Genomic DNA, 26,753 nt, shown 5'->3' with positions numbered 1-26,753 from the left:
AGCGGTGATGAAAGTCGCAAAATTGTCAGGCGACCTGGGCATCCGAACGCTCGATCTGCAGGCGGACATCAGCGAACTGGCCGATCGGGTAACGCATCAGGCGCGCACGATCGAGGCGATCAGCGGCGCGGCCGCGCAATTATCGCGCGATGGCGACCGCGTGGCGATGGCGGGGCAGGAAGCGCGCGCGCAGGCGGTGGCGGCCCGCGGCATCATCGACGATTCAGGGCGGCAACTGTCCGCGGCCAATCATAATTTCGTCGATCTGATCGAACAGGTGAAGCAGGTCCACAGTCGGCTGGACGGCTTTGGCGAGGCGCTCAAGACCGTGGCGCATGTCACCAGCGTCATCAGCGGAATCGCCAGCCAGACCAATTTGCTTGCCCTCAACGCCACGATCGAGGCGGCGCGCGCGGGCGACGCCGGGCGCGGCTTTGCCGTGGTCGCGTCCGAAGTGAAGAAGCTGGCGCAGGAAACAGCGGCGGCGACGCATACGATCGAACAGTCGATCGCGGCGCTGACCGGTGAGGCGGGCGGGATGCTGGCCAGCATCACCCATGGCGCGCAAACCGCGCGCACCGCGCTTAACGACACCAAGAATATCGAGACGCTGGTCGATCGACTCGGCGCGCTGATGCAGGGCCTGTCGAACAATAGCGAGGCGGTGGCCGAACGGATCGCGTCGATGGTGGGATCAGCCGGTGAGATTCGCGGCGGGCTGGCCGCGCTCGCCAGCACATCGACCGACAATGCCGACGGGTTGCAACGCCTGTCCGGGCGCGTGTCAACCGCCAGCGACGACACCAACGAATTGCTGCAATATCTGGCCGAAAGCGGCGTCGATATTCCCGATTCGCCCTATATCCGTTTCAGCCTGGAGAGCGCGCAGCAGGTCGGCCGCGCGATCGAGCGCGCGATCGACGTGGACGCGGTCAGCGAAGCGGCGATTTTCAGCGACTATTACGCGCCGATCACCGGCACCAACCCGCCGCTCTTTACCCATCCGGTGCAGGATGCGATGCTGCCCGTCGCCCGTGCGCAACAAGAAAAGGCGCGTGGATTTCCCGGCCTGTTCGGCATGACCTTCACCGATCGCAACGCCTATGGCGCGGTCGCCATGCCCGAACGCGCGCAGCAGCAGCGGCCGGGCGACGACAAATGGAACCTGGAATATGCGCGCCAGGGGATGATGTTCGACTTTCCCGATACGCGCGAACAGGCGAAGACTACAAAGCCCTTCTGCATCAAGGCCTATCGCCGGCTGACTGCACAGGGGGAGGTGATCCTGCTGAAACAGGTGATCGCGTCGATCCACGTGAAGGGGCGCCACTGGGGCATATTGCAGATGGCCTATCAGGACCAGAGCTGAGCCGCGCAAGGGACGCTGCGACAGGAAGACTATCGGACCGTCCGCTTCCCCCCCATAACCAATCTGCGCCCTTGCTCCTCTGCCCTCTTGCGCTATGTCGCTGTCGTCATCTTCAGGAGCAGCCATGGGTCGCCTTGTCAGCATCGTCCGGGGCGCAGGGATCGCACTGCTGTTCGCCGTCATCGCCCTGTGCCTGGCGATCACGGTCGTTCCGCCCTTCCTCGACCGCATATATTATCAGGGACCGGCCAGCCGCCATTATGACGGCGCCCATTTCTTCAATCCCGATGGCGCGATCGACGTGCCAGCCCCGCCCGGCTCCAATCGGGCGGGATTTATCGCACGCTGGCTACTGGGCGATGACGACCGGCCGGAATGGCCGGTGGCCGTCGCGGTCAAGCCCGCCCGCCCCGCCCCCTTCGCCGCGCCGCGCGGCATGGTGGCGACCTGGGTCGGCCATGCGACCGTGCTGGTGCAGGCGGCGGGGCTTAATATTCTGACCGACCCGATCTGGTCGGACCATGCCAGCCCCCTGCCCCCGCTCGGCCCGAAACGTGTGGCGCAGCCGGGCATCCGCTTCGATGATCTGCCCAAGATCGACCTGATTGTCCTCAGCCACAATCATTACGACCATATGGATTTGCCTACGCTGAAAAGGCTTTGGGCGCGGGACCGGCCCAAGATCGTCACGAGCCTGGGTAACGACACCATATTGAAGGCGCATGGCATCCCGGCGACGGCGCTGGACTGGGGACAGTCGATCAGCGGCGCGGCCTTGAATGGCCTTGCGCCGCAAGCGGTGATCCAGTGCGGCAGTTACGAACATTGCCCCGATTATCAGGTGCATGTAACCCGCAACCATCATTGGGGCAGCCGCTGGGGAACGGATCGCAACCGGGCGCTCTGGTCGAGTTTCGTGATCGAAACGCGGGCGGGCAATATCTTCTTTGCCGGGGACACCGGCGCGGGCGACATGGGGTGGCCTTATGAAGCGCGGCGCTATGGCCCGATCCGGCTGGCGCTGATCCCGATCGGCGCATTCCGATTCTGGAAGGGGCAGATGCAGTCGGATGCCCATATCGGCCCAAGCCAAGCGGTGGAGATATTCCAGCGACTGGGCGCATCGACCGCGATCCCGATCCATTGGGGGACGTTCCGCCTGTCCTACGAACGATGGGACACGCCGCCCAAGATGCTGGAACTGGCGCTGCGTTGCGCGGGGATCGAACGCAAGCGCTTCGCGCCGCTGCGCATCGGCCAGTCGCTGCTGGTGCCCATAGTCAGCCCGGTGCCGGTCGGGCCGAAGCAATGCGACGAACGGGCGATCCGGGCGCTGGAATAGGCCGGCTCAGCCCGGCTTGGGACAATCCCCCACCCGCTTGCCGGTGACGTCATGCGTCGTGCGCAGCACTGCGCTGCCGCCCTGCATCTTCGTCATGGTGGTGCCCAGCGTCAGCGTGTCGGCGGTATAATTGCCCTCCACCACGATTTCCGACATGCCGGCCCCGGCGGTGCAGGACAGGGTGGCGATCAGCCGACCCTTGCGCACCATCTTGTCCTTATAGGTGCAGGCCGTGCCTTCCTTGCCCGCCAGCGCATCCGCGTCGGGCACGCCCTGCGCATCGACGCCGACGCATAATCTATCCTCGCCGATCTGCTTGAGCGCCTGCTGATACTCGGCAGGCGTGACGGTGGGGGTGTTGTAGCCGGTGGTCTTGCGGATGATGGTCCATTCGCCCGCCTGCATCAGCACCGGCGCTTCGTCCGCCTGGGGCGCGGGGGCCGGATCGCCGCCACAGGCGCCAAGGCCAAGGGTCAATCCGAGCGGCACCGCCGCCAGCAGTTTCATGTGCATATCCTCGTCCCCATGTCTTGTCGTCGTTCTCTGATCGGAACGGGGCCAAGGCTCTACCCGTGATCGCCAAAGCGCAAGCGGAAATCTCGCATGTCCCGGCTTTTGCGCCATGCGAGCCAACGGCACAGCGGAAGGCGGCAAAGCCAGCAGGCGGCAGGTCTCAATCGGCGGGATCGCCCCCACTCGCGGCCCCATCCTCGTCCACCAGCGCCTTTACCAGATGACCGCGCTGGCTGCGGCCGAAGCGGTTGAGCGGCAAGTCATAGAGTTCGACCAGGAAGCGCCGATCCCAGTCGGTCAGGGCGCTGGCCCGATCCTGCGGCGCGAACAGGTTGAGGACGGACGGCACCGCGGGGGCCGTCTTCCCACGCACCTCCGCCAGTCCGACAAAGGCGGCATAATCGGCAGCGGCGTTGAGCGACACGCCCTCCGCCCGATTGACGTCGATGATGACGGTGGCGGCAGACAGGATGCGCACCGCCTGGGTGCGGATCAGGCTGGAGGCGAAGGAACCGCCCATGGGGACGCCATCCGGCAGCATCGACGACCCCGATTCGCTGTTGCCCCCGGTGACGGGCGACGGCGTCGTGCTGGTCATCGCGCCGTCGCCTGATCCAATGCGGATCGTGTACCACCAGCGGATCGCGGCATCGCTTTCCAACAGCGTGCGGCGTTCCGGCCCCTCCACCTGCGCCATGCGGCTGGGGCGCTTGTCGTTGATGATGGCGGCCATGTCCTTGCCGTCGCTGACGAAGGCGACCAGGAAGTTGGTGTCGCAATCCGCTTTGCCCAACGGCGCGCCGATCGCCTTGATGGTGGCGCGCAGCCGGTCGGTCACGATCCGGGCGTGGTCGGGCGACAGGCCCATCACCTTGGGGCAGAGGCCGTCCACCCAGCGCGCGACGCTGCGGTCGCCCTGCACCACGCCCAGCTTGCGCACGAAATCATTGGCCTTGGCGCGCAGCTGCTCACGGGTCAGGCGCTGGCCCTCGACCACGATCATGTCGCCATCCTGGGCCGGCTGGGCGGCAGCGGCGGAGGGTGCCAGGCCAAGCAGCAGCGCCAGCCAGGAAAGCGCGACCCGCCGCATCATTCGGCCTGGGTGCACTGGTCCGCGATCCATTTGCCCTCCGACCGGGCGGTCATCGCCATCGTCATGCCCTGCGGGCCGCCCGCCATCTTCATGTCCATGTCCATGGCGTAGCTTTCGGGCGCATAAGTGCCGGACATGGTGGCGTTCATCGTGCCGCCCTGCGACTTGCACGACACCTGCCCCTTCACTGCGCCGCCCTTCGCCTCGAACCCGGCATAGGTGCAGTTTTTGTTTTCCTGGCCGGCGAACATTTCCCCGCTCGGATTGGCGGCCTGCTTCGGTGTGACGCAATAGTTGAGCGCGGTTTGGTTCATAGCGCTTTTCATCTGGTCCTTCACGTTCGCTGGCGCGCCGGGCATGGTACTCATGTCCAGATCCTTGACCGTGAAGCGACCCTGCCACTGGCCGGGCTTCAACTGCACCTTGTCGATCTGCGCCTTCACCTCCTGCTTGCTCATGGCGTCCGTGGCGGCGATCTCGCCCGTCTTGTCGCCGGGCTTGTCGCTGCAGGCGGCGACGCCGGCGGTCATCAGCATGAGCGTCAAGACTGTCCGGCGCATCATCATTCCTTCCTGTTTTCCCTGCTGTTGCGGCGATCATAACAGCGCCGCGCGGGTGTTCAATGACGGGATGCACACATTATATGTTCTTGTTTTGTTCTAGCTGATGTGCTATGCGACTCCATCGAACTTTGGGGGGAGTTTTGATGCAGCGGACTATATCGGGCGAACTGACGGCCTTCAGCCTGTATCTGCGGACCGGGCGCAGGATCGCCCCAACCGCGGTCGAGGTGAAATTCAACCCTTGGCATGACGAGGAGGACGGGCGTTTCACCTTTGCGGGACAAGGGCGTTATGTCCCCGCAGGCGGTGGCAGCAGCCCGGATCAGGCGAGGATGGCGCGTCCGCCCAAAGCGCCCGCTCCGCCCGGACGAAACGATGAATCGGGCGTGCCCGACTGGAGCCGCACCCGCGCCGATCATCCCGACAATTACGCGCTCTACACCGTTCGGCCGGGGGATACCTTGTCCCGCATCGCCGCGCGACGCACAGGACTGGATGCACGAGATCTGGCTTGGCTCAACGGGCAGTCCGTCGATCGCCCGCTCCAGATCGGCCAACAGATCAAGCTTCCGCACCAAGCCTATCTGGACGCGGGCCGCGCGGCGAAGAATAAGTTTTTGGCGCTAGACCATTATCTGGAGACGCATGACGGCAAATTGCCGCCGGACGTCGCCAATCCACCCGCGCTGGTCAGCCAGATTCTCGACACGAACTGGCAAAGAGAGAGCAAGAATGGCTATGATTTCCATATCGACATCATTGCCCGCACTCGGCGTACATATGGCCAATTGTCGCTGGCCGTTTCGCCTGAGCGATCGCGCCACAATCAGGCGCAGGCTGGCAAACCCGACCGTCGTGGCAATGACGATGGCGGTCATTTCATCGCTGCTCGCTTCAATGGCCCCCGCGACCGCTTCAACCATTTTGCCCAGAATGCCAACTTCAACCGCGGCAGCTATCGCGTCATGGAAGATTCCTGGGCCAAGGCGTTGCTCGCTGGACATAAGGTGTTCGTGGATATCGAACCCCTCTATGAAGGAACTTCGCAGCGACCTTACCAGCTCAATGTCATATGGGAGATCGATGGCAAAAAGTTCAGAAAGAAATTCCCGAACGAAGCGAAAGGCACCGAAGATGACAAAAGATAAGTTCGACATTCTGGGGCCGCTTTACAATGAGATCGGCGTGGAACTCGTCAATATCGTTGGCGGCGACCCTGATGGCATTTTCTTGTATGTCGAGATTGGTGATAGATGGATCAGCCCCAATATCTTCAAGGATGAAGGGCATCAGATTCGAAACCTGGACGACACCGAAGCTCTTTCCGATCTTCTTTGGGAAGCCTGGTATGCCGAGTCGGCGGAAGGCGGCATCAAGCGCTGGTCCATCCTGGAATATGAGATCAAGGATGGAAAGTTCGAGATCAACTACCGCTATCCCGATGAGGTGGACGTCGAGGTGATCGATGACGAACGCCGTCAAGCCGCTTTGCGCGCGCGTTTCGGCGACAAGCCGGTGGTCTATCCGCCCATGCCCAAGACCGCGTTCGAACTGAAGCCCTGATCCCGATTGCGCCTGCGCGCAAAGGCCCCATATTCGCCCCATGTCGATTCAGATCCGCACCACGCTCGATGAACCGCAAACCGGGGAAGGCTTCGTGCCCCATCGCCCGGCCCGCCCCGAAAAGAGCGAGGGCGGTCGTCCCTTCACGCTGGTCAGCGATTATGAACCGTCGGGCGACCAGCGCACGGCCATTCCCGAACTGGTGGAGCAGGCGCTGGCGGGTGAGCGGGACCAGGTGCTGCTGGGCGTCACCGGCTCCGGCAAGACCTTCACCATGGCCAAGGTGATCGAGGCGTTGCAGCGCCCCGCGCTGATCCTGGCGCCCAACAAGATTTTGGCGGCGCAGTTGTACGGGGAGTTCAAGAGCTTCTTCCCCGACAATGCGGTCGAATATTTCGTCAGCTATTATGACTATTATCAGCCCGAAGCCTATGTCGCGCGGTCCGACACCTATATCGAAAAGGAAAGCTCGGTAAATGAGAGCATCGACCGGATGCGCCATTCGGCCACCCGCGCGCTGCTGGAACGGGACGATGTCATCATCGTCGCGTCCGTCTCCTGCCTTTATGGCATCGGGTCGGTCGAAACCTATTCCGCCATGACCTTTTCGATGAAGAAGGGCGGGATAGAAGATCAGCGCGAGATCATCCGCAAACTGGTCGCGCTCCAATATAAACGCAACGATGCGGGTTTTGCGCGCGGCAATTTCCGGGTGAAGGGCGACAATCTGGAGATTTTCCCGTCCCATTATGAGGATACCGCCTGGCGCATCAGCTTCTTCGGCAACGAGATTGAGGAGATTGTCGAGTTCGACCCGCTGAGCGGCAAGAAGGTCGCGTCGCTCGATTATGTGAAGGTCTTCCCCAACAGCCACCATGTAACCCCCGGCCCGACGCTCAAGCAGGCGATGGAGGCGATCCGCTTCGAGCTGACCGAGCGGCTGAAGGAACTGGTGGCGGAGGGCAAACTGCTGGAAGCGCAGCGGCTGGAGCAGCGGACCAACTTCGACCTGGAGATGATCGCGGCGACTGGAAGCTGCGCGGGGATCGAAAATTACAGCCGTTTCCTGACCGGCCGTCTGCCCGGCGAACCGCCGCCAACCCTGTTCGAATATCTGCCCGAAAATGCGCTATTGTTCGTGGACGAAAGCCACCAGACCGTGCCGCAGATCGGCGCAATGGCGCGCGGGGATCATCGCCGCAAGATCACGCTGGCCGAATATGGATTCCGCCTGCCCAGTTGCATCGACAACCGCCCGCTGCGCTTCAACGAATGGGACGCGATGCGGCCGCAGACGGTCAGCGTCTCCGCGACGCCCGGTTCGTGGGAAATGGAGCAGACCGGCGGCGTGTTCAGCGAACAGGTGATCCGCCCCACTGGCCTGATCGACCCGCCGGTCGAGATCAAGCCGGTCGAGGATCAGGTCGACGACCTCATCAACGAATGTCGCAAGGTTGCGGCGCAAGGCTATCGCACGCTCGTGACCACGCTGACCAAGCGGATGGCGGAGGACCTGACCGAGTTCATGCATGAGGCGGGGATCAAGGTCCGCTACATGCATAGCGACGTCGAGACGCTGGAGCGAATCGAGCTGATCCGCGACCTGCGGCTCGGCGTCTATGACGTGCTGATCGGCATCAACCTGCTGCGTGAGGGGCTGGACATTCCCGAATGCGGGCTGGTGGCGATATTGGATGCAGATAAGGAGGGCTTCCTGCGCTCCGAAACATCGCTCATCCAGACGATTGGCCGTGCGGCGCGCAATGTCGAGGGTCGGGTGATCCTCTATGCCGATCGCATCACCGGATCGATGGAGCGCGCGCTCAACGAAACTGGGCGGCGGCGGGAGAAGCAGGAAGCCTATAATCTGGAGCACGGCATCACGCCGACCACGATCAAGCGCAACATCGGCGACATCATCGCCCATGTGTCCAACAAGGACAGCGTGCTGGTGGAGACCGGCGATGCAGACCGGCCACACATGGTCGGCCACAATCTGCGCGCTTATATCGAGGATCTGGAAAAGAAGATGCGCGCTGCGGCGGCGGACCTGGAGTTCGAGGAAGCCGGTCGGATCAGGGACGAGATTCGCAAGCTGGAGGCGGAGGAGCTTGGGTTGCCGGTGGAGCAGCAGGTCGCAGCGCCGCGCGGGCGCGCGACCGAGGGGAAGCCGGGGACGCGGAAATTGCGGTATGGGAAGGTGCAGAAGAAGTTTGGCCGGTAGAGGCTATCCGACCATCCCTGTACGGAGAGACTGAGGGGTATAAACATCGATTCAAATCTGGCGGATGATGCGTCAGACTAGATTATCGACGTGTAGGATTTCCACAGCCATGGTCAAACCCGCGAAACTCTTCCAGCGCCTGTTGCAAGGCAGTCGCAACCTCAGCTTCCGTGATTTCCAGCGCCTGCTCGAAGCCTTCGGATTTCGCCTCACGCGCGTCAATGGCAGTCATCACGTCTATGGCCGCACCGGCGTTGATCGACCGCTCATTGTTCAGCCCAACGGCAAGGACGCCAAAGCCTATCAGGTCGAACAATTTCTTGATATGATCGAAGCCTACGGCCTCAACATGGATGCATGATGGACCATCATTATCACATCAATCTCTTCTGGTCGAAAGAGGACAAGGTCTGGATCGCGGACGTGCCGGACCTTAAGCCCTGTTCGGCGCATGGCGACACGCCCGCCGAAGCGATCGCTGAAGTGCAGGTTGTCATCGCGATGTGGCTGGATTTCGCACGCGAGCATGGGCACGCCATACCAGAAGCCCGCTATCGCCCGGCTATCTACGCCGCCTGAACGCATCGCAGAATATCAAACGCAGCGTGTTCCTACGAAGGCAGGAGCCCAGTTGAAATGGCAGGACTGGTTCCTGCATAGGAGCGCAGCAAAGTTTCGTCCGCCAGAGCGGCCCGACCGGGCAGGCGCGCCGCGATTTCGGAGGTGCAGGGCGGGGGGGAGCGGCGCGCGCAGGATCGGATCAGCCAGCCGATCGAGCAGCCAGTCGGCCGCGAAGGTGCCGATCACGCCGCTATTCAATATCTCCCGCGGACCGCCGCCCTCTATCCGGTCCAGCCTCGCGCCGATCCGGTCGAGCGCGTCGCTCATCACCGGCAGCAGCGCGCGACCTTCGTTCGTCAGCATCAGGCCGCGCGGCAGGCGGCGGAAGAGCGGCGCACCCAGCCGCGCCTCCTACTGACTGACCGCACCTTGGCTGACGCACAGTTCCTGCGCTGCCTTGGTGAAGTTCAGGTGCCGCGCCGACGCCTCGAAGGCGCGCAAGGCATTCAGGGGCAATTGCGCGCGGTCCATGGCGGCAGGCATGAGCCCGGCTCGTGGCTCTGTCGAGAAATCATGCTTTGTCGGTAGTCATCCGGCGGGGCAACATGGCCTTCAGGCAGAGATGGAGGCAGGATCATGCGGAAGACAGTGGCATTGGCTATTAGCGTGGCTGGGATGACGGCCATGGGCGCGGCGTCACAGCCGGCTGCGCCTGATCCCATCAAGTGGATGGCGCCGCAATCGCCCGCGCGGCTCTATGGATCGACTTATCTAGTCGGCTTTGGCGATTTGAACGTCGCGATGATCCGCACCAGCGCCGGGTTGATTCTGGTCGATGGCGGCGTGCCGCAGGGCGTGGCGCAGATCAAGGCGCATCTTCGTCAGATCGGCTTTTCGATCCGCGACGTGAAGCTGATCCTGTCCACCGAGCCACATTCCGACCATGCCGGCGGTTTCGCCGCGCTGGCGCTAGATAGCGGCGCGACCGTGATCGCCAGCGCGGCCGGCGCGGCGGTGCTGCGGACGGGCGGCGGCGACCCGGACGATCCTCAGGCGGCGTGGCTGGATCGCTTTCCCGCCGTCCCAAAGCTGCGCGTGGCGCGCCATGGCGAAACGATCCGGCTGGGGGACACCATCGTCACCGCCCATGCAACGCCCGGTCATACGCTGGGCAGCATGAGCTGGAGCTGGAAAAGCTGCGAGGGCAAGGCGTGCCGGACGATCGTTTTCGGCGCCAGCCTCAATCCGGTTGCGGCCGATGGCTGGCGCTTTGCCGATCCGGCGCATGCGTCCTTCGTGGACGCCTTTCGCGCCAGCTTCGAGCGGGTGAAGGCGATGCCGTGCGACATGCTGATCCCATCCCATCCGGCCGCCGACCAAGCCGACAGGCTGACGCGATTGGGCAAGGCGCGCACGGCCAACCCGTTCCTCGATCCGGGTGCGTGCCGCGCCTATGCGCAGCGCGCGGAGGCGGCGTTGGCGAATAAGCTGACGGAATAGGAACGTTCGTGCTCGCGCGAACGCAGAAGCTAGGGTCGCAAAGGGCCGTGCATGAAACCCTGGACTCCTGCCTGCGCAGGAGCACGAGCGTTCTTTTATTCGTGCGGGCGTAGCGCCTGATTGAGACTGTCGAGCACGGCCCCGATCGGCTCGGTCACGGTGACGCTGCGCCCCTCGCTGAAGCGGATGCGCGTGCCGTCGCTGACCTGTGAGACGAAGGTGACCTGCGCAGGGTTGATTGCGGTCTGGGTGCGATCGGTGCCGACGAACATCACGAGCATGGCGTCCTCTCCTTTTATGTGGCCGCATTTTGACGATGCGGCGCCTTTGGACAGCCAGCCTAGCGTCCTTTGGCGCGGACGCCAGTGGGATAATTCAGGCGGCGCGGATGGCGGCGATAAAGCCGCCGGCGCGCTGTTCCAGCCGATGCGCTTCATCCGCCAGTCGATCGGCGACATCGCGCATCCCGCGCGCCGCCAGCACGGTGGCCTGGGCATTGTCGCTGATCTGGCGCGCGCCGGTGCGGATATGGGCGCTGGACGATCCCGCCTCCGCCACGCTGTCCGCCATGGTGCGGCTGAAGACGCTTTGCCGCGCCACCGCTTCGAACACCGCCGCCGACAGCCGGTCGGCGCGGGCCATGATGGCGTCCATATGCGCATGGCCCGCCGCCACTTCGCCGATGGCGGCGCGAATATGGTCGATCCGCCCGGCTATGCCGGCGGCTGCGTCGCGGGTCTGTTGCGCGAGCGATTTGACTTCGTGCGCTACCACGGCGAAGCCCCGTCCTGCTTCGCCTGCGCGCGCGGCTTCTATCCCCGCATTGAGCGCCAGCATGGTGGTGGCGCGAGCGATGCTGTCGATCAGCGCGATGACCTCGCCGATGCCGTCGGCCTCGACTCGCAGCGCAGCGCTGCGTTCGACCCCGGATCGGCTGCGCGCCGCCGCCTCTGCGATCGCTGCGCCCGCCGCCTGCGCCTCGGCCTCTATCGCCCGGAACAGCTGCCCCAGCTCCACGCCGCCCGACGCCAGGTCGGCCAGCCGTTCGGCCGTCTGCGCCGCGGCGACCGCCATGGCGGCCGAATCGGCGCCGTCGCCCGCAGCGCGCTCCGCCGCCTGCCCCGCCAACGCCGACAAGCGTTCAGCCATCGCCGCCATGTCGGCGATCATCGTGGCGATATCCTGGCGGAAGGCGGCGCTTTCCTGCGTGATCTGCTCGACCCGCGCGCTCCGCGCCAGCGCCACCCGCGCGTCGCGATCAGCCGCCAGCCGCAGCAGCAGCCCGCCGTCCAGCACCCCGCTATAGACGCCCGCGTCGGTAACGATCAGCCCGTCGCAGCCGGTGCCCTGGGCGGCGAACAGATCGACCAGCGCCTCCACGCTGGCGGTGCGGTCGACGCTGGCGCAGGGGCGGACATGATCGTCCAGCCGGCCGCCGAAACTGGGATTGCGCAGCAGGGCGTGGCCGAAGGGGTTGAACAGGATGCGGCGCATATCGCGCTCGTAAATCGCGCCGACCGGCCGGTCGGCCGCGTCCAGCACCGGCAGCAGGCGCAGGCCCGAATCGCGCTGGAACCAGTCCACCGCGTCGCTGAGCGGCTGACCCAAGCGCACGACCGGCGTCCGGTCGGCCAAAGGCAGATCGGGGACGACGGACGGGTCGGGCATGGCGATGGGCGCTGCGAACATGGACAGCGGCTTAGACCGCTAATGGTAAATGCGCGGTTAGAATTTCATGACACTTTTATTACAAGCATTTGATTTTATTTGGGTTTATAGCCGAACGCGTCCTGTGCCAGTTTGACCACGGCCGGGTCCGCAGCGGGAAAATCCATCGGCACCAGCTTTTCCAGTCTGTTAGCGACGTAGGTCAGCGCCGCGATCCGGCCGGCCTTGCGATGATTATTGTCGATCACCTGCCAGGGCGCCTGTTTGCTGTCCGTTTTTCTGAACATATCGTGCATGGCGTCGAGATAGTCGGCGCGGCGGGCGCGGTTGCGATAATCGTCTGCGCCAGTCTTCCACCGCTTCCAGGGTGTGTCGAGCCGTTGGGCGAGCTGTTCGTCCTGGGTTTCCTGGGTGATGTGGATGAACAGTTTGACGAAGTTGGTGCCGATTTCGATCTGTTGCCGTTCGAAGGCGTTGATCTCGTCATAGGCGCGTTTCCAGTCCTTCTTGGGACAGAAGCCTTCGACGCGTTCCACCAGCACCCGGCCGTACCAGCTGCGATCGAACAGAGCGATGTTGCGGCTGGCGGGCAGGCGCGTCCAGAAACGCCAAAGGAAATGATGGTCGCGCTCCTCCTGCGTCGGGGCGGATATCGGATGGACCTGATAATAGCGCGGATCCCAGTCGGCGGTCATGCGCTTGATGATGCCACCCTTGCCCGCCGCGTCCCAGCCTTCCAGCAGGATGACGCTGCGCTTGCCGTGCAATATGTGCGCGACCTGAATCTTGGCGAGCCGCTGCTGAAGGGCGAGCAGGTCGGCGTCATAGTCGCCCTTATATTTCGAGCCCTTTTCATAGTCGGCGAGGTCGATGGTCATGCGCGCTTCCTATACTGTTGCTGTGGCAGGCAACGCTTGGACGCGGGAAAAGTCAAATCTGATGGCGGCCAGAATACAGAAGAAGGGGGACTCGCACGGAGGCGCGGAGGGATTTTGTCTCCGTGACTCCGCGTCTCCGCGCCTCTGCGTGAACCGCAAAAGAATAATCGCGCAGAGGCGCAGAGGACGCCGAGTTTGCCCTCTGCGTTCTCTGCGCCTCTGCGCAAAAATAGTCTTCCAGCGCGGGCGGAGGATCAGGCCTTCGCCTGAGGCTCCACGACGCGGACATGGAGTTCGCGCAGCTGCTTGAATTCGGCCGCGCTGGGCGCACCCATCAGCAGGTCTTCGGCGCGCTGGTTCATCGGGAACAGCGTGATTTCGCGCAAATTCTGCGCGCCGCACAGCAGCATCACGATGCGATCGACGCCCGCCGCCATGCCGCCATGCGGCGGCGCGCCGTACTGGAAGGCGCGGTAGAGGCCGCCAAAGCGATCCTCCACATCCTGTTGGGACAGGCCCACCAGTTCGAACGCTTTCACCATCAGTTCGGGCGACTGGTTGCGGATCGATCCCGATGCGATCTCGAAGCCGTTGCAGACCATGTCATATTGATAGGCGTTGATGGTCAGCGGCTCTTGATTGTTGAGCGCGTCGAGGCCGCCCTGCGGCATCGAGAAGGGGTTGTGCGCGAAGTCGACCGACTTGGTGTCTTCGTCATATTCGTAGAAGGGGAAGTCCACGATCCAGCACAGGTCGAAGCGATCCTTGTCGATCAGGTCCAGCGTTTCGCCGACGCGGGTGCGCGCGAGGCCCGCCAGCTTCGCCGCCTGGCTTTCCTTGCCAGCGGCGAAGAACACGCCGTCATTGGGGCCAAGGCCGAGCGCTGCGATCAACTTCGCGGTCGCTTCTTCGCCATGATTCTTGGCGATCGGACCGCCGGGGACGCCATCCTTGATGTTGATATAGCCCAGGCCCGAATAGCCCTCGCCGCGCGCCCAATTGTTCATTTCGTCGAAGAATTTGCGGCTGCCAGCGCCGGCGCCGGGCGCCGGGATCGCGCGGATGACGCTGCCGCTGTCGACCAGCGAGGCGAAGATGCCGAAGCCGGAGCCGACGAAATGCTCCGTGACGTCGGTGATGAGGATCGGGTTGCGCAGGTCGGGCTTGTCGCTCCCGTACTTCAGCAGCGCCTCGGCATGGGGGATGCGCGGGAAGCTGCCTGCGGGAGTGACCGGCTTGCCGTCGGCAAACTGTTCGAACACCTGGGCGATCACCGGCTCCATCGTGTTCCAGACATCTTCCTGGGTGACGAAGCTCATTTCCAGGTCGAGCTGGTAAAATTCGCCCGGCAGACGATCGGCGCGCGGGTCTTCGTCGCGGAAGCAGGGCGCGATCTGGAAATAGCGGTCGAAGCCCGCGACCATGAGCAGCTGCTTATATTGCTGGGGCGCCTGCGGCAGGGCGTAGAATTTGCCGGCATGAATGCGGCTGGGCACCAGGAAGTCGCGGGCGCCTTCCGGGCTGCTCGCCGTCAGGATCGGCGTCGAATATTCGGTGAAGCCGATCCCTTCCATGCGGCGGCGCATGTCGGAGATGATCCTGGTGCGCTTGACGATGTTGGCGTGCAGCGTTTCGCGGCGCAGGTCGAGGAAGCGATAGCGCAGGCGGATGTCTTCGGGATATTCCTGCTCGCCCGCGACCGGCAGCGGCAGTTCGGCGGCGGTGGAGAGGATGGTGACGCTATCGGCAACGATCTCGATCTCGCCGGTTTCCATCCGCGGGTTGATGGCTTCGGGCGCGCGGGCCACGACATGACCGTCGATCGTCACGACGGATTCGAGGCGGAGCGATTCCAGCGTACGGAGCGGATCGCTGTCGGCCTTCGCCACGATCTGGGTAATGCCATAATGATCGCGCAGATCGACAAACAGGACGCCGCCATGATCGCGCTTGCGATGCACCCAGCCCGACACGCGGACCTTGGTGCCGACATCGGCCGTGGTCAGGGCGCCGCAGGTGTGGGTGCGATAGGCGTGCATGGCGTTTTGGTCTTTCAGCTTCGTTTTACGGAAATGACAAAGTGTTGCAGTCCCGCTATGGCCAGTCCTGTCAAACATTGACCAGTCCGCCGGACGCGGGCCAGCCCATAATAAGATCGAAGACCATATGCAAATTCATCCGCTGATTACCGACAGCAAGACGCTTTCCGATTTCTGCGCCCGCATCGCCAAATCGCCCTATATCGCCGTCGATACCGAGTTCATGCGGGAAAACAGCTATTGGCCCGAACTCTGCCTGGTCCAGGTCGCCGACCCCCATGAGGCCGCCGCGATCGACCCCAAGGCGCCGGGGATCGACTTGAAACCCCTGCTCGATTTGATGTGCGAGAATGAGGATGTTCTGAAGGTATTTCATGCCGGCGGGCAGGATATCGAGATCGTCCACAATCTGACCGGTAAGACGCCGCACCCCATGTTCGATACGCAGATCGCGGCGATGGCGCTGGGGCTGGGCGAGCAGATCGGGTACGGCAATCTGGTCGAGGCCTGGATGGGCGTGGTGCTGGACAAGGGCGCGCGCTTTACCGATTGGGCGCGGCGGCCGCTGGACAAGCGGCAGATCGACTATGCGATCGGCGACGTCACCTATCTGATCCAGATATTCCCCAAGATGCTGGAAGAATTGCGCAAGACCGGGCGCGGCGACTGGCTGGACCAGGAGATGGAGCGGATCAGCGACCCGTCCCATTATGAAAACGATCCGCAGCAGGCGTGGCAGCGCGTGCGCATCGCCAGCAAGAAGGCGGACGTGCTGGGCCGGTTGAAGGCGCTGGCCGCCTGGCGCGAGATCGAGGCGCAGGACAAGAATCTGCCGCGCGGTCGCATCGTGAAGGACGAGACGCTGGCCGACATCGCCAGCCATCCGCCGCGCACCCAGGACGACCTGGGCAAGGTCCGGGGTCTGAGCGCGACCTGGCGGACCAATGATATCGGCGCGCGGTTGATGAGCGCGCTGGCCAACCACCAGCCGCTGGGCAAGGACGAGATGCCGGAGCGCGATCCCAAGCGGCCGGGGCTGGGCAAGGACGGCGCGCTGGTGGCGGACTTGCTCAAGCTGCTGCTGAAAATCCGGTCGCGCGACATCAATGTCGCGTCACGGCTGATCGCGCGCACCGACGATATCGATGCGCTGGCGGCGGGCGTGCGTGAGGGTCTCTCCATCCTGGAAGGCTGGCGTTATGAACAATTTGGCCGCGACGCGGTTGACCTGGTCGAAGGCCGCATGGCCTTTGCGGTCAAGAACGGCCGGTTGAAGATGACGCGCACGGAATAGGAGAAGGGCGATGCGGGCGATAGTGGCGACCCTGATGGTGATGTCCTTGGCCGCTTGCGCCAGGGCGGACGGGCCGGGACCGGCGACGTCGCCCACCGCTGCCGAGGGTCCGTGCAAGAATGACGGACTGGATCGCTTTGTCGGGCAGAAGGCAAGCGCCGATGTCGGCGCGGCGCTGCTCAAGGCGTCGAGCGCGAAGACGTTGCGCTGGGGTAGCCCCGGCATGGCGATGACGATGGATTATCGCGCCGATCGGCTGACGGTCAGCTATGATACGGCGATGGCGATTACGTCCGCGCGGTGCGGGTGAGCAAACCGACCGAGAGTTTCATCTGGAGATGACCGCCACCGCCGACCTTGCCATCCGTTTGCGGCGCGCCGCGTTCAATCGGGCGCTCGCCGACGCGGATTTAGCCGCCATCGGGCCGCTGCTGGCGATGGATGTCGTGATGGTCACGGGCACTGACAGTGCCGTCATTGCCGGGCGCAAGGCGCAGTTGATGGCGTGGAAGCGCGAGTTCGCGGCCAAGGCGCGCATGATCTACACCCGCACGCCCGAAAGGATCATCGCGTCGCCCGTGGAACCGATCGCGATGGAGCATGGCGTCTGGCAGGGGGTCGTGGATAGCGTCGCCCAGGCATCGGGCAGTTATAGCGCCAAATGGCGCATGGTCGGCGGACAATCGGTGATCGAGGCGGAAATCTACCTGACGCTGGCCTGAGCCATACGCACGCGGCTTAGCGCTTCCAGCGCGCCCAGATCGCCGTCGGCAGGGCGATGCCGCGCGCTTCCTCCCGCACGGCCAGTTCGCCTGCCTCGACCGTGCCGGGCAGGTCTGCGAAAGCCTGGCGCAGCAATTCGCCGATCGCTAGGGCCGACATGCGCACGGCATAGACGGTCAAGAACAGGAAGCGGCTGTCGGCGTCCAGCAGCGCGCGACAATTGGCGATCAGGCCGGGCAGGTCTTCTTCCAGCCGCCATACTTCGCCATCGGGACCACGGCCATATTTGGGCGGGTCGAGCAATATGCCGTCATAGCGGCGATTGCGGCGGACTTCGCGGGCGACGAATTTGGCGGCGTCTTCCACTATCCAGCGCACCGGCCTGTCGTCCATCCCCGAAAGCGCGGCATTGGCGCGGGCCTGCGCCACCGATTTCTTCGACGCGTCGACATGGACCATGCGCGCGCCGCCGGCCGACAGCGCCAGCGTGCCGACGCCGGTATAGCCGAACAGGTTCATGACTTCGGCGTCCGGCTTATCGGCATAGGTGGCGCGCAAATCGTCCCAGATCGGCGCCATGTCGGGGAAGAAGCCAAGGTGACGGAAGGGCGTGCAACTGGACTGGAACGTGACTTCGCGCCAGTGCAGCGGCCAGCCTTCGGCCGGGACCGGCTTTTCATAATACCAGCGGCCGCCGCCATCCTCGTCCGATCCGGGAATGAATTCGCCGTCGGCGCGCCAGTCAGTCGTCGCGGGCTTCCACATCGCCTGCGGTTCGGGGCGGATGAAGCGGAAGCGGCCATAGCGTTCCAGCTTCCGCCCGTCGCCGCTGTCGAGCAGGCCGTAATCGGACCAGGGTTCGCCGATGAGGGTCTTCAGTTCCATTCCATCCCTCCGTTCGCCCTGAGTAGCTGCTGAGCTAAGTCGAAGCAGCGTATCGAAGGGCAGGTCGCGCTTTATGCTTCGATACGGGACTTCGACAAGCTCAGTCCCTACTCAGCACGAACGGCAAATATATAGGCCGATCAGCCGCGCGGCGTCGCGCGTTCGGCGATGTAGGCGGTGACTGCTTCGAACGTGCCGGGCAGCTTGGCGTAACTTTCCTCGCGCGCGAACAGGTCGCCCACGCGCGCAGGAAGCGGCGGGCGGGTGCCGGTGGCGCGCTCCACGGCGTCGCGGAATTTGGCGGGGTGGGCGGTGGCCAAGGTGACGACCGGGATGTCGGCGTCAATGCCCGCTTCGCGCGCGGCCGCAAGGCCAATAGCGCTGTGCGGGTCTAGTATCTGGCCCGCCCCGTCATAGGCCCAGCGCATCGCCATGGTCATGCCATCGGCATCGACGCGCGCGGAACGGAACAGATGCGCCGCGCCTTCGCGCTGAGCGTTGGTGAGGCGCATCGCCTTGCTGCTTTCGAAGCCCCGCATCTGGTCAGCCAGCGCCACGCCATCGCGACCGCCTGCGTCGAACAGCAGCCGCTCGAAATTGGAGCTGACCTGGATATCCATGCTGGGCGTGGCGGTGGCTACCACCTGCCCCTGGCTATAATCACCGTCGGCCAAAGCGCGGTGGAGGATGTCGTTGACGTTAGTGGCAACGATCAGCTTGGCGACCGGCAGGCCCATCTTCGCGGCGACATAGCCGGCGAACACGTCGCCGAAATTGCCGGTGGGAACGGAGAAGGCGACTTCCCGTTCCGGCGCGCCCAGGCGCACGGCAGCGTAGAAATAATAGACGACCTGCGCCATCAGCCGCGCCCAGTTGATGCTGTTGACGGCCGAGAGGTTGAAGCGGCTCTTGAAGGCGGCGTCGTTGAACATCGCCTTCACCAGCGCCTGCGCATCGTCGAAGCTGCCGTCGATCGCGATATTATAGACGTTGGGGGCCAGCACGGTGGTCATCTGGCGGCGCTGCACGTCCGACACCCGACCTTCCGGGTGCAGCATGAAGATGTCGATCTTCTCGCGGCCTGCCACCGCGTCGATCGCCGCAGAGCCGGTATCGCCTGACGTTGCGCCGACGATGGTGAGGTGATCGTCACGGCGCGACAGGAAGCGTTCGAACAGCTGGCCGAGCAGCTGAAGGGCAACGTCCTTGAAGGCCAGCGTCGGGCCATGGAAGAGTTCGAGAAGCCAATGCTGATGATCGAGCTGGACCAGCGGGGTCACGGCTTGGTGGCTGAAGCGCCCATAGGCGGTGGTGCACAGATCGCGCAATTCGTCTTCGGTGAGCGATCCTGCGACGAACGGCGTCATCACCCGGACAGCGGTTTCGACATAGGACAAGCCCGCCAAGCCACGAATCTGGTCGATCGAGAAGCTGGGCCAGCTGGTCGGCAGATACAGGCCGCCATCGGACGCCAGGCCAGCCAGCGTCACATCCTCGAAACCCAGCGCAGGCGCGCTTCCCCTGGTGCTTTGATATTGCATAATGGGAAAGCGCGGTAGCGGCCCGCGCGTCGCGGAGCAAGCGATTAGGAGCGTTTCGGCGCGTTGCGGCGGCGCAGCGCCAATATGTAGATGATGACCGCCACCGCGGCGAAGAAGAACCATTGCATGGCATAGGCCAGATGGTTGTTGGGCACGTCGGCGGCGCTGGGCGGGGCTGCGGGTTTGAGGCCAGCGGGTGCTTCCCGCGCGATCAGCATGGGGCGCAGCGGCATGGCTTTTCCGCCGATGCGCGACAGGAGGGCGCGGTGGTCCGGCTCTTCGGATATCCATCCACTAACCTGCCCGCCGGTCCAGTTCGGCTTATCGTCGGGCTTTTGCCCCACGCCGATCGCGACCAGCGCGCCCGGCCCTTCCGCGCCAGTCGAACATTCCGCGATATGGCGATAGCCGGTCGATCCGTCGGCGGCGCGGCCTGCCTCGATTCGCCAACCCACCACGCGCAGGCAGTGAACCGACGAGGGGCGGAATAGGATGTCGGAGGCTACCGGCGGGAGCATGGGGAAGGCTACGGACGGCCGGCTGGGGTTGGCGGCGGCTAGGCTGAGCGCCTGTTCCTTTTCGCCGCGACGCTGGAGCTGCCAGACGCCCAGCGCAATCATCGATAGCACCGCCAGCACAACGACTATCGTGGCGATCAGCGGGATGCGGGCGGGCGCGGAGACGGATTTGGGCTGGTCGGTCATGGCATCCTTGGTAGCGGGCGTCGATCCAAAAGAAAACGGCCGGAGCATCTGCCCCGGCCGCAATGATCTCAGGTTCGGCTTAGAGCCTCAGCCGGCGTGGATCGGCGCACCCCAGCCGCCCCAGACATAGATGGCGACGAAGAGGAACAGCCACACCACGTCGACGAAATGCCAGTACCAGGCGGCGGCTTCGAAGCCGAAATGCTGGCGCGGGGTGAAGTGCCCTTTATAGACGCGCACCAGATTGACGATCAGGAAGATCGTGCCGACGATGACGTGGAAGCCGTGGAAGCCGGTCGCCATGTAGAAGCCCGAGCTGTAGGGCGATCCGCCGAACGGGAAGGGCGCATGGGCATATTCATAGGCCTGGATCGACGAGAACAGCAGGCCGAGCAGGATGGTGCACCACAGGCCTTTTTTCAGGCCGTCGCGGTCGCCATGGATCAGCGCATGATGCGCCCAGGTGACGGTGGTGCCCGAACAGAGCAGGATGAGCGTATTGAGCAAAGGCAGCTCGAACGCGTTCATGACCTCTATGCCCTTGGACGGGAACATCCCTTCGATCGGCGCGAGCGCGCTGGGGAAGAGCGAGAAGTCGAAAAAGGCCCAGAACCAGCCGACAAAGAACATGACTTCCGACGCGATGAACAGGATCATCCCGTAGCGCAGGTGCAGTTGCACCACCGGGGTATGATCGCCGGCATGGGCTTCGGCGATGACATTGGCCCACCAGCTATAGAAGGTGAACAACAGGCCAGCCATGCCGAGCAGGAACACCCAGCCGCCCCCGGCGGGCATCGCGTCGGGATGCATCCACATGATCGCGCCAAACGCCATGACCAGCGCCGACATGGAGCCGAAGAGCGGCCAGATGCTGGGCGGAAGGATATGATAATCGTGGTTCTTGGCGCCTGCCATCGTCTCTTCCCTGTTCGCGGTTCGCGTTATCTGATGCTTGCCTTAGCTTGGCTTCTTGTCCTGCTCAACAGGGTAGAAGGTATAGCTCAAGGTAATTTGCTGCGTGTCCTTGTTGTCGCTGTCCTGCAAAATCTTCGGATCGACAAAATAGAGCACCGGCATGCGGACTTCCTCGCCGGGCTGAAGCGTCTGCTGAGTAAAGCAGAAACACTGAATCTTGGTGAAATAGGCGCCCGCCTGGGTCGGCGTGACGTTGAAGCTGGCTGTGCCGGTCACCGGCTTGTCCGACATGTTCTTGGCAATGAAGATCGCCATGTCCTTGCGCCCGATCGTGACCGTGTCGGTGCGATGTTCGGGGTAGAATTGCCAGGGCATGCCGGGCTGGACATTGGAATCGAAGCGGATGGACATGGTGTGGCCCGTGGCCGCCTGCACCTGCACATTGGCGTCGGCCCGCATGGTCGTGCCGCCGAACCCGGTTTGTTCGCAGAAGATGCGGTAGAGGGGCACGGACGCGAAGCCTAGCCCCAGCATCGCCAGCCCCACCGTCGCCATGGCGACCAGCGTGCGGCGGTTGCGGCGATCGCGATCGAACGGAGAAGGCGGCAGGGTCGCCATCAGTTGCCGCCCATCTTCGCGATAGTGATGCCGTAGAAGAGCAGCACGAGTGCGCCCAGCAGCAGGCCCATCACCAGCGCGCGCGACTTCTGCCGGGCGCGGATCTTGTCATTCTCTTCGGGCGTCATGCGAGCAGCCAGCGGTCAACGACCACCGCCCCGAACAGCAGGAAGAGATAGAAGATCGAATATTTGAACAAGCGCCGTTCGGGCTGCATCCGCGCCGGATCACTTTCGCGGCGGCGATAGACCTGAAAAGCGAAGAAGGCGAAGAGCGCCGTGCCCAGCAGCGCGGTGACGCCATAAACGAGGCCTGTCAGTTGCAGCAGCACGGGCGCCATAGCGGCCACAGACATGATCGCAGTATAGCCCCAGATCTGGCGGCGGGTAACGACTTCGCCGGACACGACGGGGAGCATCGGGATGCCCGCGGCCGCATAATCGGTCTTCACGAACAGAGCGAGCGCCCAGAAATGCGGCGGCGTCCAGAAGAAAGTGAGCAGGAACAGAGCGACCGGCAGCGCGCCGATATCGCCCGTCACCGCGGCCCAGCCGATCACCGGCGGGAAGGCGCCCGCGGCGCCGCCGATGACGATATTCTGCACCGTGCGGGGCTTGAGCCAGACGGTGTAGATCAGGACATAATAGAGGATAGAGACGAGCAGAACCGCGGCGGCGAGCCAGTTGGTGGCCATGCCCAGCAGGATCACCGAGAAGAAGGAGAGGCCGACACCGAAATGCAGCGCCGATTGCCGGTCCATCCGGCCAGCAGGCAGCGGGCGGTTGGCGGTGCGCTTCATCTTGGCGTCGATGTCGGCTTCATACCATTGGTTGAGCGCGGCGGCGGCGCCCGCGCCGATGGCGATGCACAATATCGCGGTGAAGGCCAGGATCGGGTGGATATGGCCCGGCGCGGCGAGCAGGCCGCACAGGCCGGTGAACACGACCAGCGTCATCACGCGCGGCTTGGTCAGCGCGACAAAATCGCGCCAGTGGGCGGGAAGAAGGGCTTGGTCGAAGGTCACGCTTGTCATGTCAGGTTCCGGCTCCGTCGCGATCCATCACGGCGCACGGAGCAAAATGCCACCGGGGCGGACATCCTATCCGCCCCGGCTTCGTCAGTCGATCATGCCATCAATGATGGGCATTGTCGTCGATTACCGGGAGAGTTTCGAACTGGTGGTAGGGCGGCGGGCTGGACAGGGTCCATTCCAGCGTCGTCGCGCCTTCGCCCCAGGGATTGCCGATCGCCTTCTTGCCGGCCGCCAGCGACCAGATCAGATTGACGAAGAAGATCAGCATGCCGACGGCCATGATCTCATAGCCATGGCTGGCGAGCGTGTTCCACTTTTCGAACGCGGCGGGATAGTCGGGGTAGCGACGCGGCATGCCCGACAGGCCGAGGAAGTGCATCGGGAAGAACAAGAGGTTCACGCCGGCGAAGAACACCCAGAAGTGCAGGTGGCCGAGGAACTCGTTATACATCTTGCCCGACATTTTCGGGAACCAGTAGTAGAAGCCGGCGAACAGGCCGAACACCGCACCCAACGAGAGGACGTAGTGGAAGTGCGCCACGACATAATAGGTGTCGTGCAGCACGTCGTCCACGCCGCCGTTCGCCAGCACGACGCCGGTGACGCCGCCCACGGTGAAGAGGAAGATGAAGCCCAGCGCCCAGACCATGGGCGTCTTGAAGCTGATCGATCCGCCCCAGATCGTCGCGATCCAGGAGAAGATCTTGATGCCCGTGGGGACGGCGATGACCATCGTCGCGGCGGTGAAGTACATCTTCACATTCACCGACATGCCGGTGGTGAACATATGGTGCGCCCAGACGACGAAGCCGACGACGCCGATCGCGACCATGGCATAGGCCATGCCGAGATAGCCAAACACCGGCTTGCGGCTGAAGGTCGAGATGATCTGGCTGACGATGCCGAAGCCGGGCAGAATCATGATATAGACTTCGGGGTGGCCGAAGAACCAGAAGAGATGCTGGTAGAGTTCGGGATCGCCGCCACCGGCCGCGTCGTAGAAAGTGGTGCCGAAGTTACGATCGGTCAGCAACATGGTGATCGCAGCGGCCAAAACCGGCAGCGCGAGCAGCAGCAGGAAAGCGGTGACCAGCACCGACCAGACGAACAGCGGCATTTTGTGCAGGGTCATGCCCGGTGCGCGCATGTTCAAGATGGTGGTGATGAAGTTGATCGCACCCAGGATCGACGAAGCGCCCGCGATATGGAGCGACAGGATCGCCATGTCGACGGCCGGACCCGCAGACCCGCTGGTCGAGAGCGGGGCATAGACCGTCCAGCCGGTGCCAGCGCCGTTGCCGGTGCCGCCGGGAACGAAAGTCGAGCCGAGCAACAGGGCGAAGGCGGGAATGAGCAGCCAGAAGCTGACATTGTTCATCCGCGGGAAGGCCATGTCCGGCGCGCCGATCATGATCGGCACGAACCAGTTGCCAAAGCCGCCGATCATCGCGGGCATCACCATGAAGAAGACCATGATGAGGCCATGGGCGGTGATGAGCACGTTCCAGAGGTGATAGGCCTGGTCCAGCGTCGCCGCCGGGCCGTCCATCATCATGGCCCAGGTGTGCAGATACTGAATGCCCGGATGCGCGAGTTCGGCGCGCATCAGGCCGGAAATGCCGCCACCGATGATGCCCGCGACGATCGCGAAGATCAGGTAGAGGGTGCCGATGTCCTTATGGTTGGTGGACATGAACCAGCGCTGGAAGAAGGCCGGTTTATGGTCGGCATCGTGATGATCGTCGGCGTGGTCGCCATAATGATCTGCGGTGATGGTTGTCATGGCTTCCTACCCTGATCAGATTTTCTTGTCGGCGGCGGCGGGTGCGGCGTCTGCCGTCTTCTCAGCAGCCGCTGCGCCGGCGGGCTTGCCGCCCTGCGAGAGCACCCACTGGTCGAACTCGGCCGGGGGCAGCGCTTCGATCGCGATCGGCATAAAGCCGTGGCGCGCGCCACACAGTTCCGAACATTGGCCGTAATAGACCCCCGGCTTGTCGATGGTGAAGCTCTTCTCGTTCAGGCGGCCCGGCACGGCGTCCATCTTCACCCAGAGCGAGGGCACGGCGAAGGCGTGGATCACGTCGGCGCCGGTGATGATCAGCTTGATCGGGCGACCGGCGGGCAGGACGAGGCGGTTATCGGGCGCAAGCAGATAGGGTTCGCCATTGGCCTTCGCCTTGTCTTCCGGCAGCATGTTGGAGACGAATTCGGGGATGGCGTTGTCGGGATATTCATAGCCCCAATACCATTGATAGCCCGTCACCTTGACGACGACAGCATCCTTGGGCGCGGGCTTATACTGGTCCGCCAGCAGCCCGATCGAGGGCACCGCGACGACCAGCAGGATCACGACCGGCAAGACGGTCCAGATCACTTCGATCATGGTGTTGTGCGCGGTCTTCGACGGGATCGGGTTGGCGCTGCGGCGGAATTTCCACATCGCATAGAGCATCAGGATCAGGACGAAGATGGAGATCGCAAAGATCAGCGGGATCAGCATCACGTCATGCAACCAGCGCGCGGTGTGGCCGGTCGAGGTAAACTGTTCCTGCAGGGTATATTCGCCCGGCTTGGGCATGCCTATGCCTTCGGTCGGCTTCATCCGTGGCGGCGCCGCCACGGTGGCGCCCGGCGCCGCTTCGCTCACATCGGCGGCACTGGCGTTAGCCACGTTGACGTCGGCCGAATCGGCCGGCGCGCCACGATCCGACGAGCGCGGATCAGCGTCGACCGGCGTCGCCATGGCTGGCGCCGCCTTGGCCGCATTGTCCTGCGCAACTGCCGGACTGCCCAGGCCAAATGCTGGCGCTAAGGCCAACAACCCGGCGAGAACGAGCGATTTCACCTTCTTCATAGCGTCTTCTTACCCCGTAACCCCTTGGCGCCGCTGCAACGAAGACGCGCGTCAAGCGCATGATCCTCGTCCGGTCGGTTCTGCCGCGGCTTATAGGCATGGTTTTCCCGTGCCTCAAGCACGCAGGAGCAGATTTTCTTCGCTGTTGCAACGCTCCCCTTGGCCCCCTATTTCGCTGGTCCGCGCACAGGGGCGCAATCATGGCGCGCCAAAAGCGCGTCATGCTGGTGGATATGCGGGCCGGGCAGACAAGCGCCGGGCCCGCCCGACAGGACATATGACGGCATGACCGATGAGGAAGTATTGGCGGAATTCCGGGCGGCGGGGGCGCTGCTCGAAGGACATTTCATCCTGTCGTCCGGGCGCCGTAGCGCCAATTATCTGCAATGCGCGCGCGTGCTGATGAACGCCGACCGCGCGGGCAAACTGGCCCGCGCCACGGTGCAGAAATTACCCCGCGAAGTGCGGCAGGAGATCGATCTGGTCGTATCGCCGGCGATGGGCGGCCTCATCATCGGCCATGAAGTCGGTCGCGCGCTGGACAAGGACGCGGTGTTTCTGGAGCGACCGGAGGGCGTGTTCGAGCTGCGTCGCGGCTTTACCATCACGCCGGGGCAGAAGGTGCTGATGGTCGAGGACGTCGTCACCACCGGCCTGTCGTCGCGCCAGGCGATCGCAGCGGTCGAGGCGGAAGGCGGCATCGTCGTCGGCGAAGTCGCGCTGGTCGATCGGTCGGCCGGCGAAGTGGACCTGGGCGTCCCCTTTTACCCGCTCGTGTCGATCAACTTCCCGGTCTATGATGCCGACGCGGTGCCGCCCGAACTGGCGGCCATCCCTGCGATCAAGCCCGGCAGCCGGAAGCAATGAAGT

The 26,753-nt window shown here is 63.7% G+C and carries 28 protein-coding genes and 1 pseudogene; 12 read left to right on the top strand and 17 right to left on the bottom strand.

All coding sequences use genetic code 11. The features are described 5' to 3' along the window. Positions 1-7: 7 nt before the first annotated feature. Both CEQ44_RS22340 and CEQ44_RS22335 read left to right on the top strand, forming a co-directional pair. Positions 8-1,369 (top strand): methyl-accepting chemotaxis protein, encoded by a 1,362-nt coding sequence (locus CEQ44_RS22340; RefSeq protein ID WP_088184235.1) that lies wholly within the window; start codon positions 8-10, stop codon positions 1,367-1,369. Between the two features lie 124 nt (positions 1,370-1,493). After that, positions 1,494-2,711: an MBL fold metallo-hydrolase gene (locus CEQ44_RS22335; protein WP_088184154.1), complete on the top strand. Its 1,218-nt coding sequence runs from the start codon at positions 1,494-1,496 to the stop codon at positions 2,709-2,711. A 6-nt stretch (positions 2,712-2,717) separates the two neighbouring features. Here CEQ44_RS22335 and CEQ44_RS22330 read toward each other — a convergent pair whose 3' ends face one another. From CEQ44_RS22330 to CEQ44_RS22320, 3 genes are all read right to left on the bottom strand, one after another. Next, positions 2,718-3,218 carry a DUF3617 domain-containing protein gene (locus CEQ44_RS22330; RefSeq protein WP_373438199.1) on the bottom strand — a complete coding sequence of 167 codons (501 nt, stop codon included), beginning with the start codon at positions 3,216-3,218 and terminating at the stop codon, positions 2,718-2,720. Between the two features lie 166 nt (positions 3,219-3,384). Continuing rightward, a complete protein-coding gene (locus CEQ44_RS22325) occupies positions 3,385-4,347 on the bottom strand; it encodes a hypothetical protein (protein ID WP_254914377.1) in 963 nt (320 codons plus the stop codon). Next, positions 4,314-4,877: a DUF3617 domain-containing protein gene (locus CEQ44_RS22320; RefSeq protein ID WP_088184237.1), complete on the bottom strand. Its 564-nt coding sequence runs from the start codon at positions 4,875-4,877 to the stop codon at positions 4,314-4,316. The genes CEQ44_RS22325 and CEQ44_RS22320 overlap by 34 nt, the downstream gene beginning before the upstream one ends. A gap of 146 nt (positions 4,878-5,023) precedes the next feature. Between CEQ44_RS22320 and CEQ44_RS22315 the strand changes: the two genes are divergently transcribed. The 5 genes from CEQ44_RS22315 (at position 5,024) to CEQ44_RS22295 (ending at position 9,246) form a co-directional block, all read left to right on the top strand. Next, entirely contained in the window at positions 5,024-6,028 is a 1,005-nt protein-coding gene (locus tag CEQ44_RS22315) for a DNA/RNA non-specific endonuclease (protein WP_088184156.1), read from the top strand. Then, positions 6,015-6,443, top strand: coding sequence for a hypothetical protein (locus tag CEQ44_RS22310; RefSeq protein WP_088184157.1), 429 nt, complete (start codon positions 6,015-6,017; stop codon positions 6,441-6,443). The genes CEQ44_RS22315 and CEQ44_RS22310 overlap by 14 nt, the downstream gene beginning before the upstream one ends. A 40-nt stretch (positions 6,444-6,483) precedes the next feature. Next, positions 6,484-8,667, top strand: coding sequence for an excinuclease ABC subunit UvrB (uvrB, locus tag CEQ44_RS22305; protein WP_088184158.1), 2,184 nt, complete (start codon positions 6,484-6,486; stop codon positions 8,665-8,667). Positions 8,668-8,776: 109 nt separating this feature from the next. After that, positions 8,777-9,028, top strand: coding sequence for a type II toxin-antitoxin system HicA family toxin (locus CEQ44_RS22300; protein ID WP_088184159.1), 252 nt, complete (start codon positions 8,777-8,779; stop codon positions 9,026-9,028). Beyond that, entirely contained in the window at positions 9,025-9,246 is a 222-nt protein-coding gene (locus CEQ44_RS22295) for a type II toxin-antitoxin system HicB family antitoxin (protein ID WP_088184160.1), read from the top strand. Before CEQ44_RS22300 ends, CEQ44_RS22295 begins: the two co-directional genes overlap by 4 nt. A 77-nt stretch (positions 9,247-9,323) precedes the next feature. Here the strand turns inward: CEQ44_RS22295 and CEQ44_RS22290 are convergent. Next, a pseudogene (locus CEQ44_RS22290) lies at positions 9,324-9,759 on the bottom strand (LysR family transcriptional regulator); the annotation flags it as partial. 105 nt (positions 9,760-9,864) lie between these two features. Between CEQ44_RS22290 and bla the strand changes: the two are divergent. Then, on the top strand, positions 9,865-10,728 hold the full coding sequence (gene bla / locus CEQ44_RS22285) for a subclass B3 metallo-beta-lactamase (RefSeq protein WP_088184161.1): 864 nt from the start codon (positions 9,865-9,867) through the stop codon (positions 10,726-10,728). Positions 10,729-10,823: 95 nt separating this feature from the next. Here the strand turns inward: bla and CEQ44_RS22280 are convergent, their stop codons facing one another. From CEQ44_RS22280 to aspS, 4 genes are all read right to left on the bottom strand, one after another. After that, the gene (locus CEQ44_RS22280; protein WP_088184162.1) at positions 10,824-11,009 is read right to left on the bottom strand and encodes a hypothetical protein; all 186 of its coding nucleotides are present in this window, start codon (positions 11,007-11,009) and stop codon (positions 10,824-10,826) included. A 94-nt stretch (positions 11,010-11,103) separates the two neighbouring features. Then, positions 11,104-12,417, bottom strand: coding sequence for a methyl-accepting chemotaxis protein (locus tag CEQ44_RS22275; protein ID WP_088184163.1), 1,314 nt, complete (start codon positions 12,415-12,417; stop codon positions 11,104-11,106). Between the two features lie 74 nt (positions 12,418-12,491). Next, on the bottom strand, positions 12,492-13,274 hold the full coding sequence (locus tag CEQ44_RS22270) for a polyphosphate kinase 2 family protein (RefSeq protein WP_088190041.1): 783 nt from the start codon (positions 13,272-13,274) through the stop codon (positions 12,492-12,494). A gap of 254 nt (positions 13,275-13,528) precedes the next feature. Further along, on the bottom strand, positions 13,529-15,313 hold the full coding sequence (gene aspS, locus CEQ44_RS22265) for an aspartate--tRNA ligase (RefSeq protein WP_088184164.1): 1,785 nt from the start codon (positions 15,311-15,313) through the stop codon (positions 13,529-13,531). Between the two features lie 127 nt (positions 15,314-15,440). Here aspS and rnd point away from each other — a divergent pair, with 127 nt between their 5' ends. The 3 genes from rnd to CEQ44_RS22250 are packed head-to-tail and all read left to right on the top strand — an operon-like array spanning position 15,441 to position 17,329. Next, positions 15,441-16,607 carry a ribonuclease D gene (rnd, locus tag CEQ44_RS22260; RefSeq protein WP_088184165.1) on the top strand — a complete coding sequence of 389 codons (1,167 nt, stop codon included), beginning with the start codon at positions 15,441-15,443 and terminating at the stop codon, positions 16,605-16,607. A gap of 10 nt (positions 16,608-16,617) precedes the next feature. Beyond that, positions 16,618-16,917, top strand: coding sequence for an I78 family peptidase inhibitor (locus CEQ44_RS22255; RefSeq protein WP_088184166.1), 300 nt, complete (start codon positions 16,618-16,620; stop codon positions 16,915-16,917). A gap of 28 nt (positions 16,918-16,945) precedes the next feature. Next, complete coding sequence (locus tag CEQ44_RS22250; protein WP_088184167.1) at positions 16,946-17,329, top strand: DUF4440 domain-containing protein; 384 nt, start codon at positions 16,946-16,948, stop codon at positions 17,327-17,329. Between the two features lie 16 nt (positions 17,330-17,345). On the opposite strand, the gene CEQ44_RS22245 is transcribed toward CEQ44_RS22250, so the two are convergent. The 9 genes from CEQ44_RS22245 to coxB all read right to left on the bottom strand — a co-directional run bounded on the left by CEQ44_RS22245 (position 17,346) and on the right by coxB (position 25,883). After that, complete coding sequence (locus CEQ44_RS22245; RefSeq protein WP_088184168.1) at positions 17,346-18,215, bottom strand: class I SAM-dependent methyltransferase; 870 nt, start codon at positions 18,213-18,215, stop codon at positions 17,346-17,348. Between the two features lie 140 nt (positions 18,216-18,355). After that, positions 18,356-19,756 carry a threonine synthase gene (thrC, locus tag CEQ44_RS22240; RefSeq protein WP_088184169.1) on the bottom strand — a complete coding sequence of 467 codons (1,401 nt, stop codon included), beginning with the start codon at positions 19,754-19,756 and terminating at the stop codon, positions 18,356-18,358. Between the two features lie 44 nt (positions 19,757-19,800). Beyond that, a complete protein-coding gene (locus tag CEQ44_RS22235) occupies positions 19,801-20,460 on the bottom strand; it encodes an SURF1 family protein (RefSeq protein WP_088184238.1) in 660 nt (219 codons plus the stop codon). Positions 20,461-20,547: 87 nt separating this feature from the next. Beyond that, positions 20,548-21,378, bottom strand: a complete 831-nt coding sequence (locus CEQ44_RS22230; protein WP_088184170.1) for a cytochrome c oxidase subunit 3 — start codon at positions 21,376-21,378, stop codon at positions 20,548-20,550. Between the two features lie 42 nt (positions 21,379-21,420). Next, positions 21,421-21,996 (bottom strand): cytochrome c oxidase assembly protein, encoded by a 576-nt coding sequence (locus CEQ44_RS22225; RefSeq protein WP_088184171.1) that lies wholly within the window; start codon positions 21,994-21,996, stop codon positions 21,421-21,423. Then, on the bottom strand, positions 21,996-22,124 hold the full coding sequence (locus CEQ44_RS25180; RefSeq protein WP_254913851.1) for a hypothetical protein: 129 nt from the start codon (positions 22,122-22,124) through the stop codon (positions 21,996-21,998). Before CEQ44_RS25180 ends, CEQ44_RS22225 begins: the two co-directional genes overlap by 1 nt. Continuing rightward, positions 22,121-23,029 carry a heme o synthase gene (locus tag CEQ44_RS22220; RefSeq protein ID WP_088184172.1) on the bottom strand — a complete coding sequence of 303 codons (909 nt, stop codon included), beginning with the start codon at positions 23,027-23,029 and terminating at the stop codon, positions 22,121-22,123. The genes CEQ44_RS25180 and CEQ44_RS22220 overlap by 4 nt, the downstream gene beginning before the upstream one ends. 100 nt (positions 23,030-23,129) lie before the next feature. Beyond that, positions 23,130-24,812 carry a cytochrome c oxidase subunit I gene (ctaD, locus tag CEQ44_RS22215; RefSeq protein ID WP_088184173.1) on the bottom strand — a complete coding sequence of 561 codons (1,683 nt, stop codon included), beginning with the start codon at positions 24,810-24,812 and terminating at the stop codon, positions 23,130-23,132. 15 nt (positions 24,813-24,827) lie between these two features. After that, entirely contained in the window at positions 24,828-25,883 is a 1,056-nt protein-coding gene (gene coxB, locus CEQ44_RS22210; protein ID WP_088184174.1) for a cytochrome c oxidase subunit II, read from the bottom strand. 285 nt (positions 25,884-26,168) lie between these two features. On the opposite strand from coxB, the gene pyrE reads away from it, so the two are divergent. Next, positions 26,169-26,750, top strand: coding sequence for an orotate phosphoribosyltransferase (gene pyrE / locus CEQ44_RS22205; protein ID WP_088184176.1), 582 nt, complete (start codon positions 26,169-26,171; stop codon positions 26,748-26,750). The last annotated feature ends 3 nt before the right edge of the window (positions 26,751-26,753 follow it).

This window comes from Sphingobium sp. Z007, from assembly GCF_900013425.1.
In the GTDB taxonomy this organism is placed as follows: domain Bacteria; phylum Pseudomonadota; class Alphaproteobacteria; order Sphingomonadales; family Sphingomonadaceae; genus Sphingobium.
The sequence above is the reverse complement of the archived record's forward strand: the minus strand, read 5'-3'. Positions and strand labels throughout refer to the sequence as shown.

Excerpts from the sequence above, each read along its gene's own strand:
- CEQ44_RS22225 (WP_088184171.1), bottom strand. The coding sequence starts at position 21,996 with ATGGCGACCCTGCCGCCTTCTCCGTTCGATCGCGATCGCCGCAACCGC.
- CEQ44_RS22335 (WP_088184154.1), top strand. The coding sequence starts at position 1,494 with ATGGGTCGCCTTGTCAGCATCGTCCGGGGCGCAGGGATCGCACTGCTG.
- CEQ44_RS22220 (WP_088184172.1), bottom strand. The coding sequence starts at position 23,029 with ATGACAAGCGTGACCTTCGACCAAGCCCTTCTTCCCGCCCACTGGCGC.
- CEQ44_RS22230 (WP_088184170.1), bottom strand. The coding sequence starts at position 21,378 with ATGGCAGGCGCCAAGAACCACGATTATCATATCCTTCCGCCCAGCATC.
- coxB (WP_088184174.1), bottom strand. The coding sequence starts at position 25,883 with ATGAAGAAGGTGAAATCGCTCGTTCTCGCCGGGTTGTTGGCCTTAGCG.
- CEQ44_RS22280 (WP_088184162.1), bottom strand. The coding sequence starts at position 11,009 with ATGCTCGTGATGTTCGTCGGCACCGATCGCACCCAGACCGCAATCAAC.
- CEQ44_RS22245 (WP_088184168.1), bottom strand. The coding sequence starts at position 18,215 with ATGGAACTGAAGACCCTCATCGGCGAACCCTGGTCCGATTACGGCCTG.
- uvrB (WP_088184158.1), top strand. The coding sequence starts at position 6,484 with ATGTCGATTCAGATCCGCACCACGCTCGATGAACCGCAAACCGGGGAA.
- rnd (WP_088184165.1), top strand. The coding sequence starts at position 15,441 with ATGCAAATTCATCCGCTGATTACCGACAGCAAGACGCTTTCCGATTTC.
- CEQ44_RS22275 (WP_088184163.1), bottom strand. The coding sequence starts at position 12,417 with ATGTTCGCAGCGCCCATCGCCATGCCCGACCCGTCCGTCGTCCCCGAT.
- CEQ44_RS22235 (WP_088184238.1), bottom strand. The coding sequence starts at position 20,460 with ATGACCGACCAGCCCAAATCCGTCTCCGCGCCCGCCCGCATCCCGCTG.
- ctaD (WP_088184173.1), bottom strand. The coding sequence starts at position 24,812 with ATGACAACCATCACCGCAGATCATTATGGCGACCACGCCGACGATCAT.
- CEQ44_RS22325 (WP_254914377.1), bottom strand. The coding sequence starts at position 4,347 with ATGGATCGCGGACCAGTGCACCCAGGCCGAATGATGCGGCGGGTCGCG.
- CEQ44_RS22300 (WP_088184159.1), top strand. The coding sequence starts at position 8,777 with ATGGTCAAACCCGCGAAACTCTTCCAGCGCCTGTTGCAAGGCAGTCGC.
- CEQ44_RS22255 (WP_088184166.1), top strand. The coding sequence starts at position 16,618 with ATGCGGGCGATAGTGGCGACCCTGATGGTGATGTCCTTGGCCGCTTGC.
- CEQ44_RS25180 (WP_254913851.1), bottom strand. The coding sequence starts at position 22,124 with ATGACGCCCGAAGAGAATGACAAGATCCGCGCCCGGCAGAAGTCGCGC.
- pyrE (WP_088184176.1), top strand. The coding sequence starts at position 26,169 with ATGACCGATGAGGAAGTATTGGCGGAATTCCGGGCGGCGGGGGCGCTG.
- aspS (WP_088184164.1), bottom strand. The coding sequence starts at position 15,313 with ATGCACGCCTATCGCACCCACACCTGCGGCGCCCTGACCACGGCCGAT.
- CEQ44_RS22295 (WP_088184160.1), top strand. The coding sequence starts at position 9,025 with ATGATGGACCATCATTATCACATCAATCTCTTCTGGTCGAAAGAGGAC.
- CEQ44_RS22330 (WP_373438199.1), bottom strand. The coding sequence starts at position 3,218 with ATGAAACTGCTGGCGGCGGTGCCGCTCGGATTGACCCTTGGCCTTGGC.
- CEQ44_RS22320 (WP_088184237.1), bottom strand. The coding sequence starts at position 4,877 with ATGCGCCGGACAGTCTTGACGCTCATGCTGATGACCGCCGGCGTCGCC.
- bla (WP_088184161.1), top strand. The coding sequence starts at position 9,865 with ATGCGGAAGACAGTGGCATTGGCTATTAGCGTGGCTGGGATGACGGCC.
- thrC (WP_088184169.1), bottom strand. The coding sequence starts at position 19,756 with ATGCAATATCAAAGCACCAGGGGAAGCGCGCCTGCGCTGGGTTTCGAG.
- CEQ44_RS22270 (WP_088190041.1), bottom strand. The coding sequence starts at position 13,274 with ATGACCATCGACCTCGCCGACTATGAAAAGGGCTCGAAATATAAGGGC.
- CEQ44_RS22250 (WP_088184167.1), top strand. The coding sequence starts at position 16,946 with ATGACCGCCACCGCCGACCTTGCCATCCGTTTGCGGCGCGCCGCGTTC.
- CEQ44_RS22310 (WP_088184157.1), top strand. The coding sequence starts at position 6,015 with ATGACAAAAGATAAGTTCGACATTCTGGGGCCGCTTTACAATGAGATC.
- CEQ44_RS22315 (WP_088184156.1), top strand. The coding sequence starts at position 5,024 with ATGCAGCGGACTATATCGGGCGAACTGACGGCCTTCAGCCTGTATCTG.
- CEQ44_RS22340 (WP_088184235.1), top strand. The coding sequence starts at position 8 with ATGAAAGTCGCAAAATTGTCAGGCGACCTGGGCATCCGAACGCTCGAT.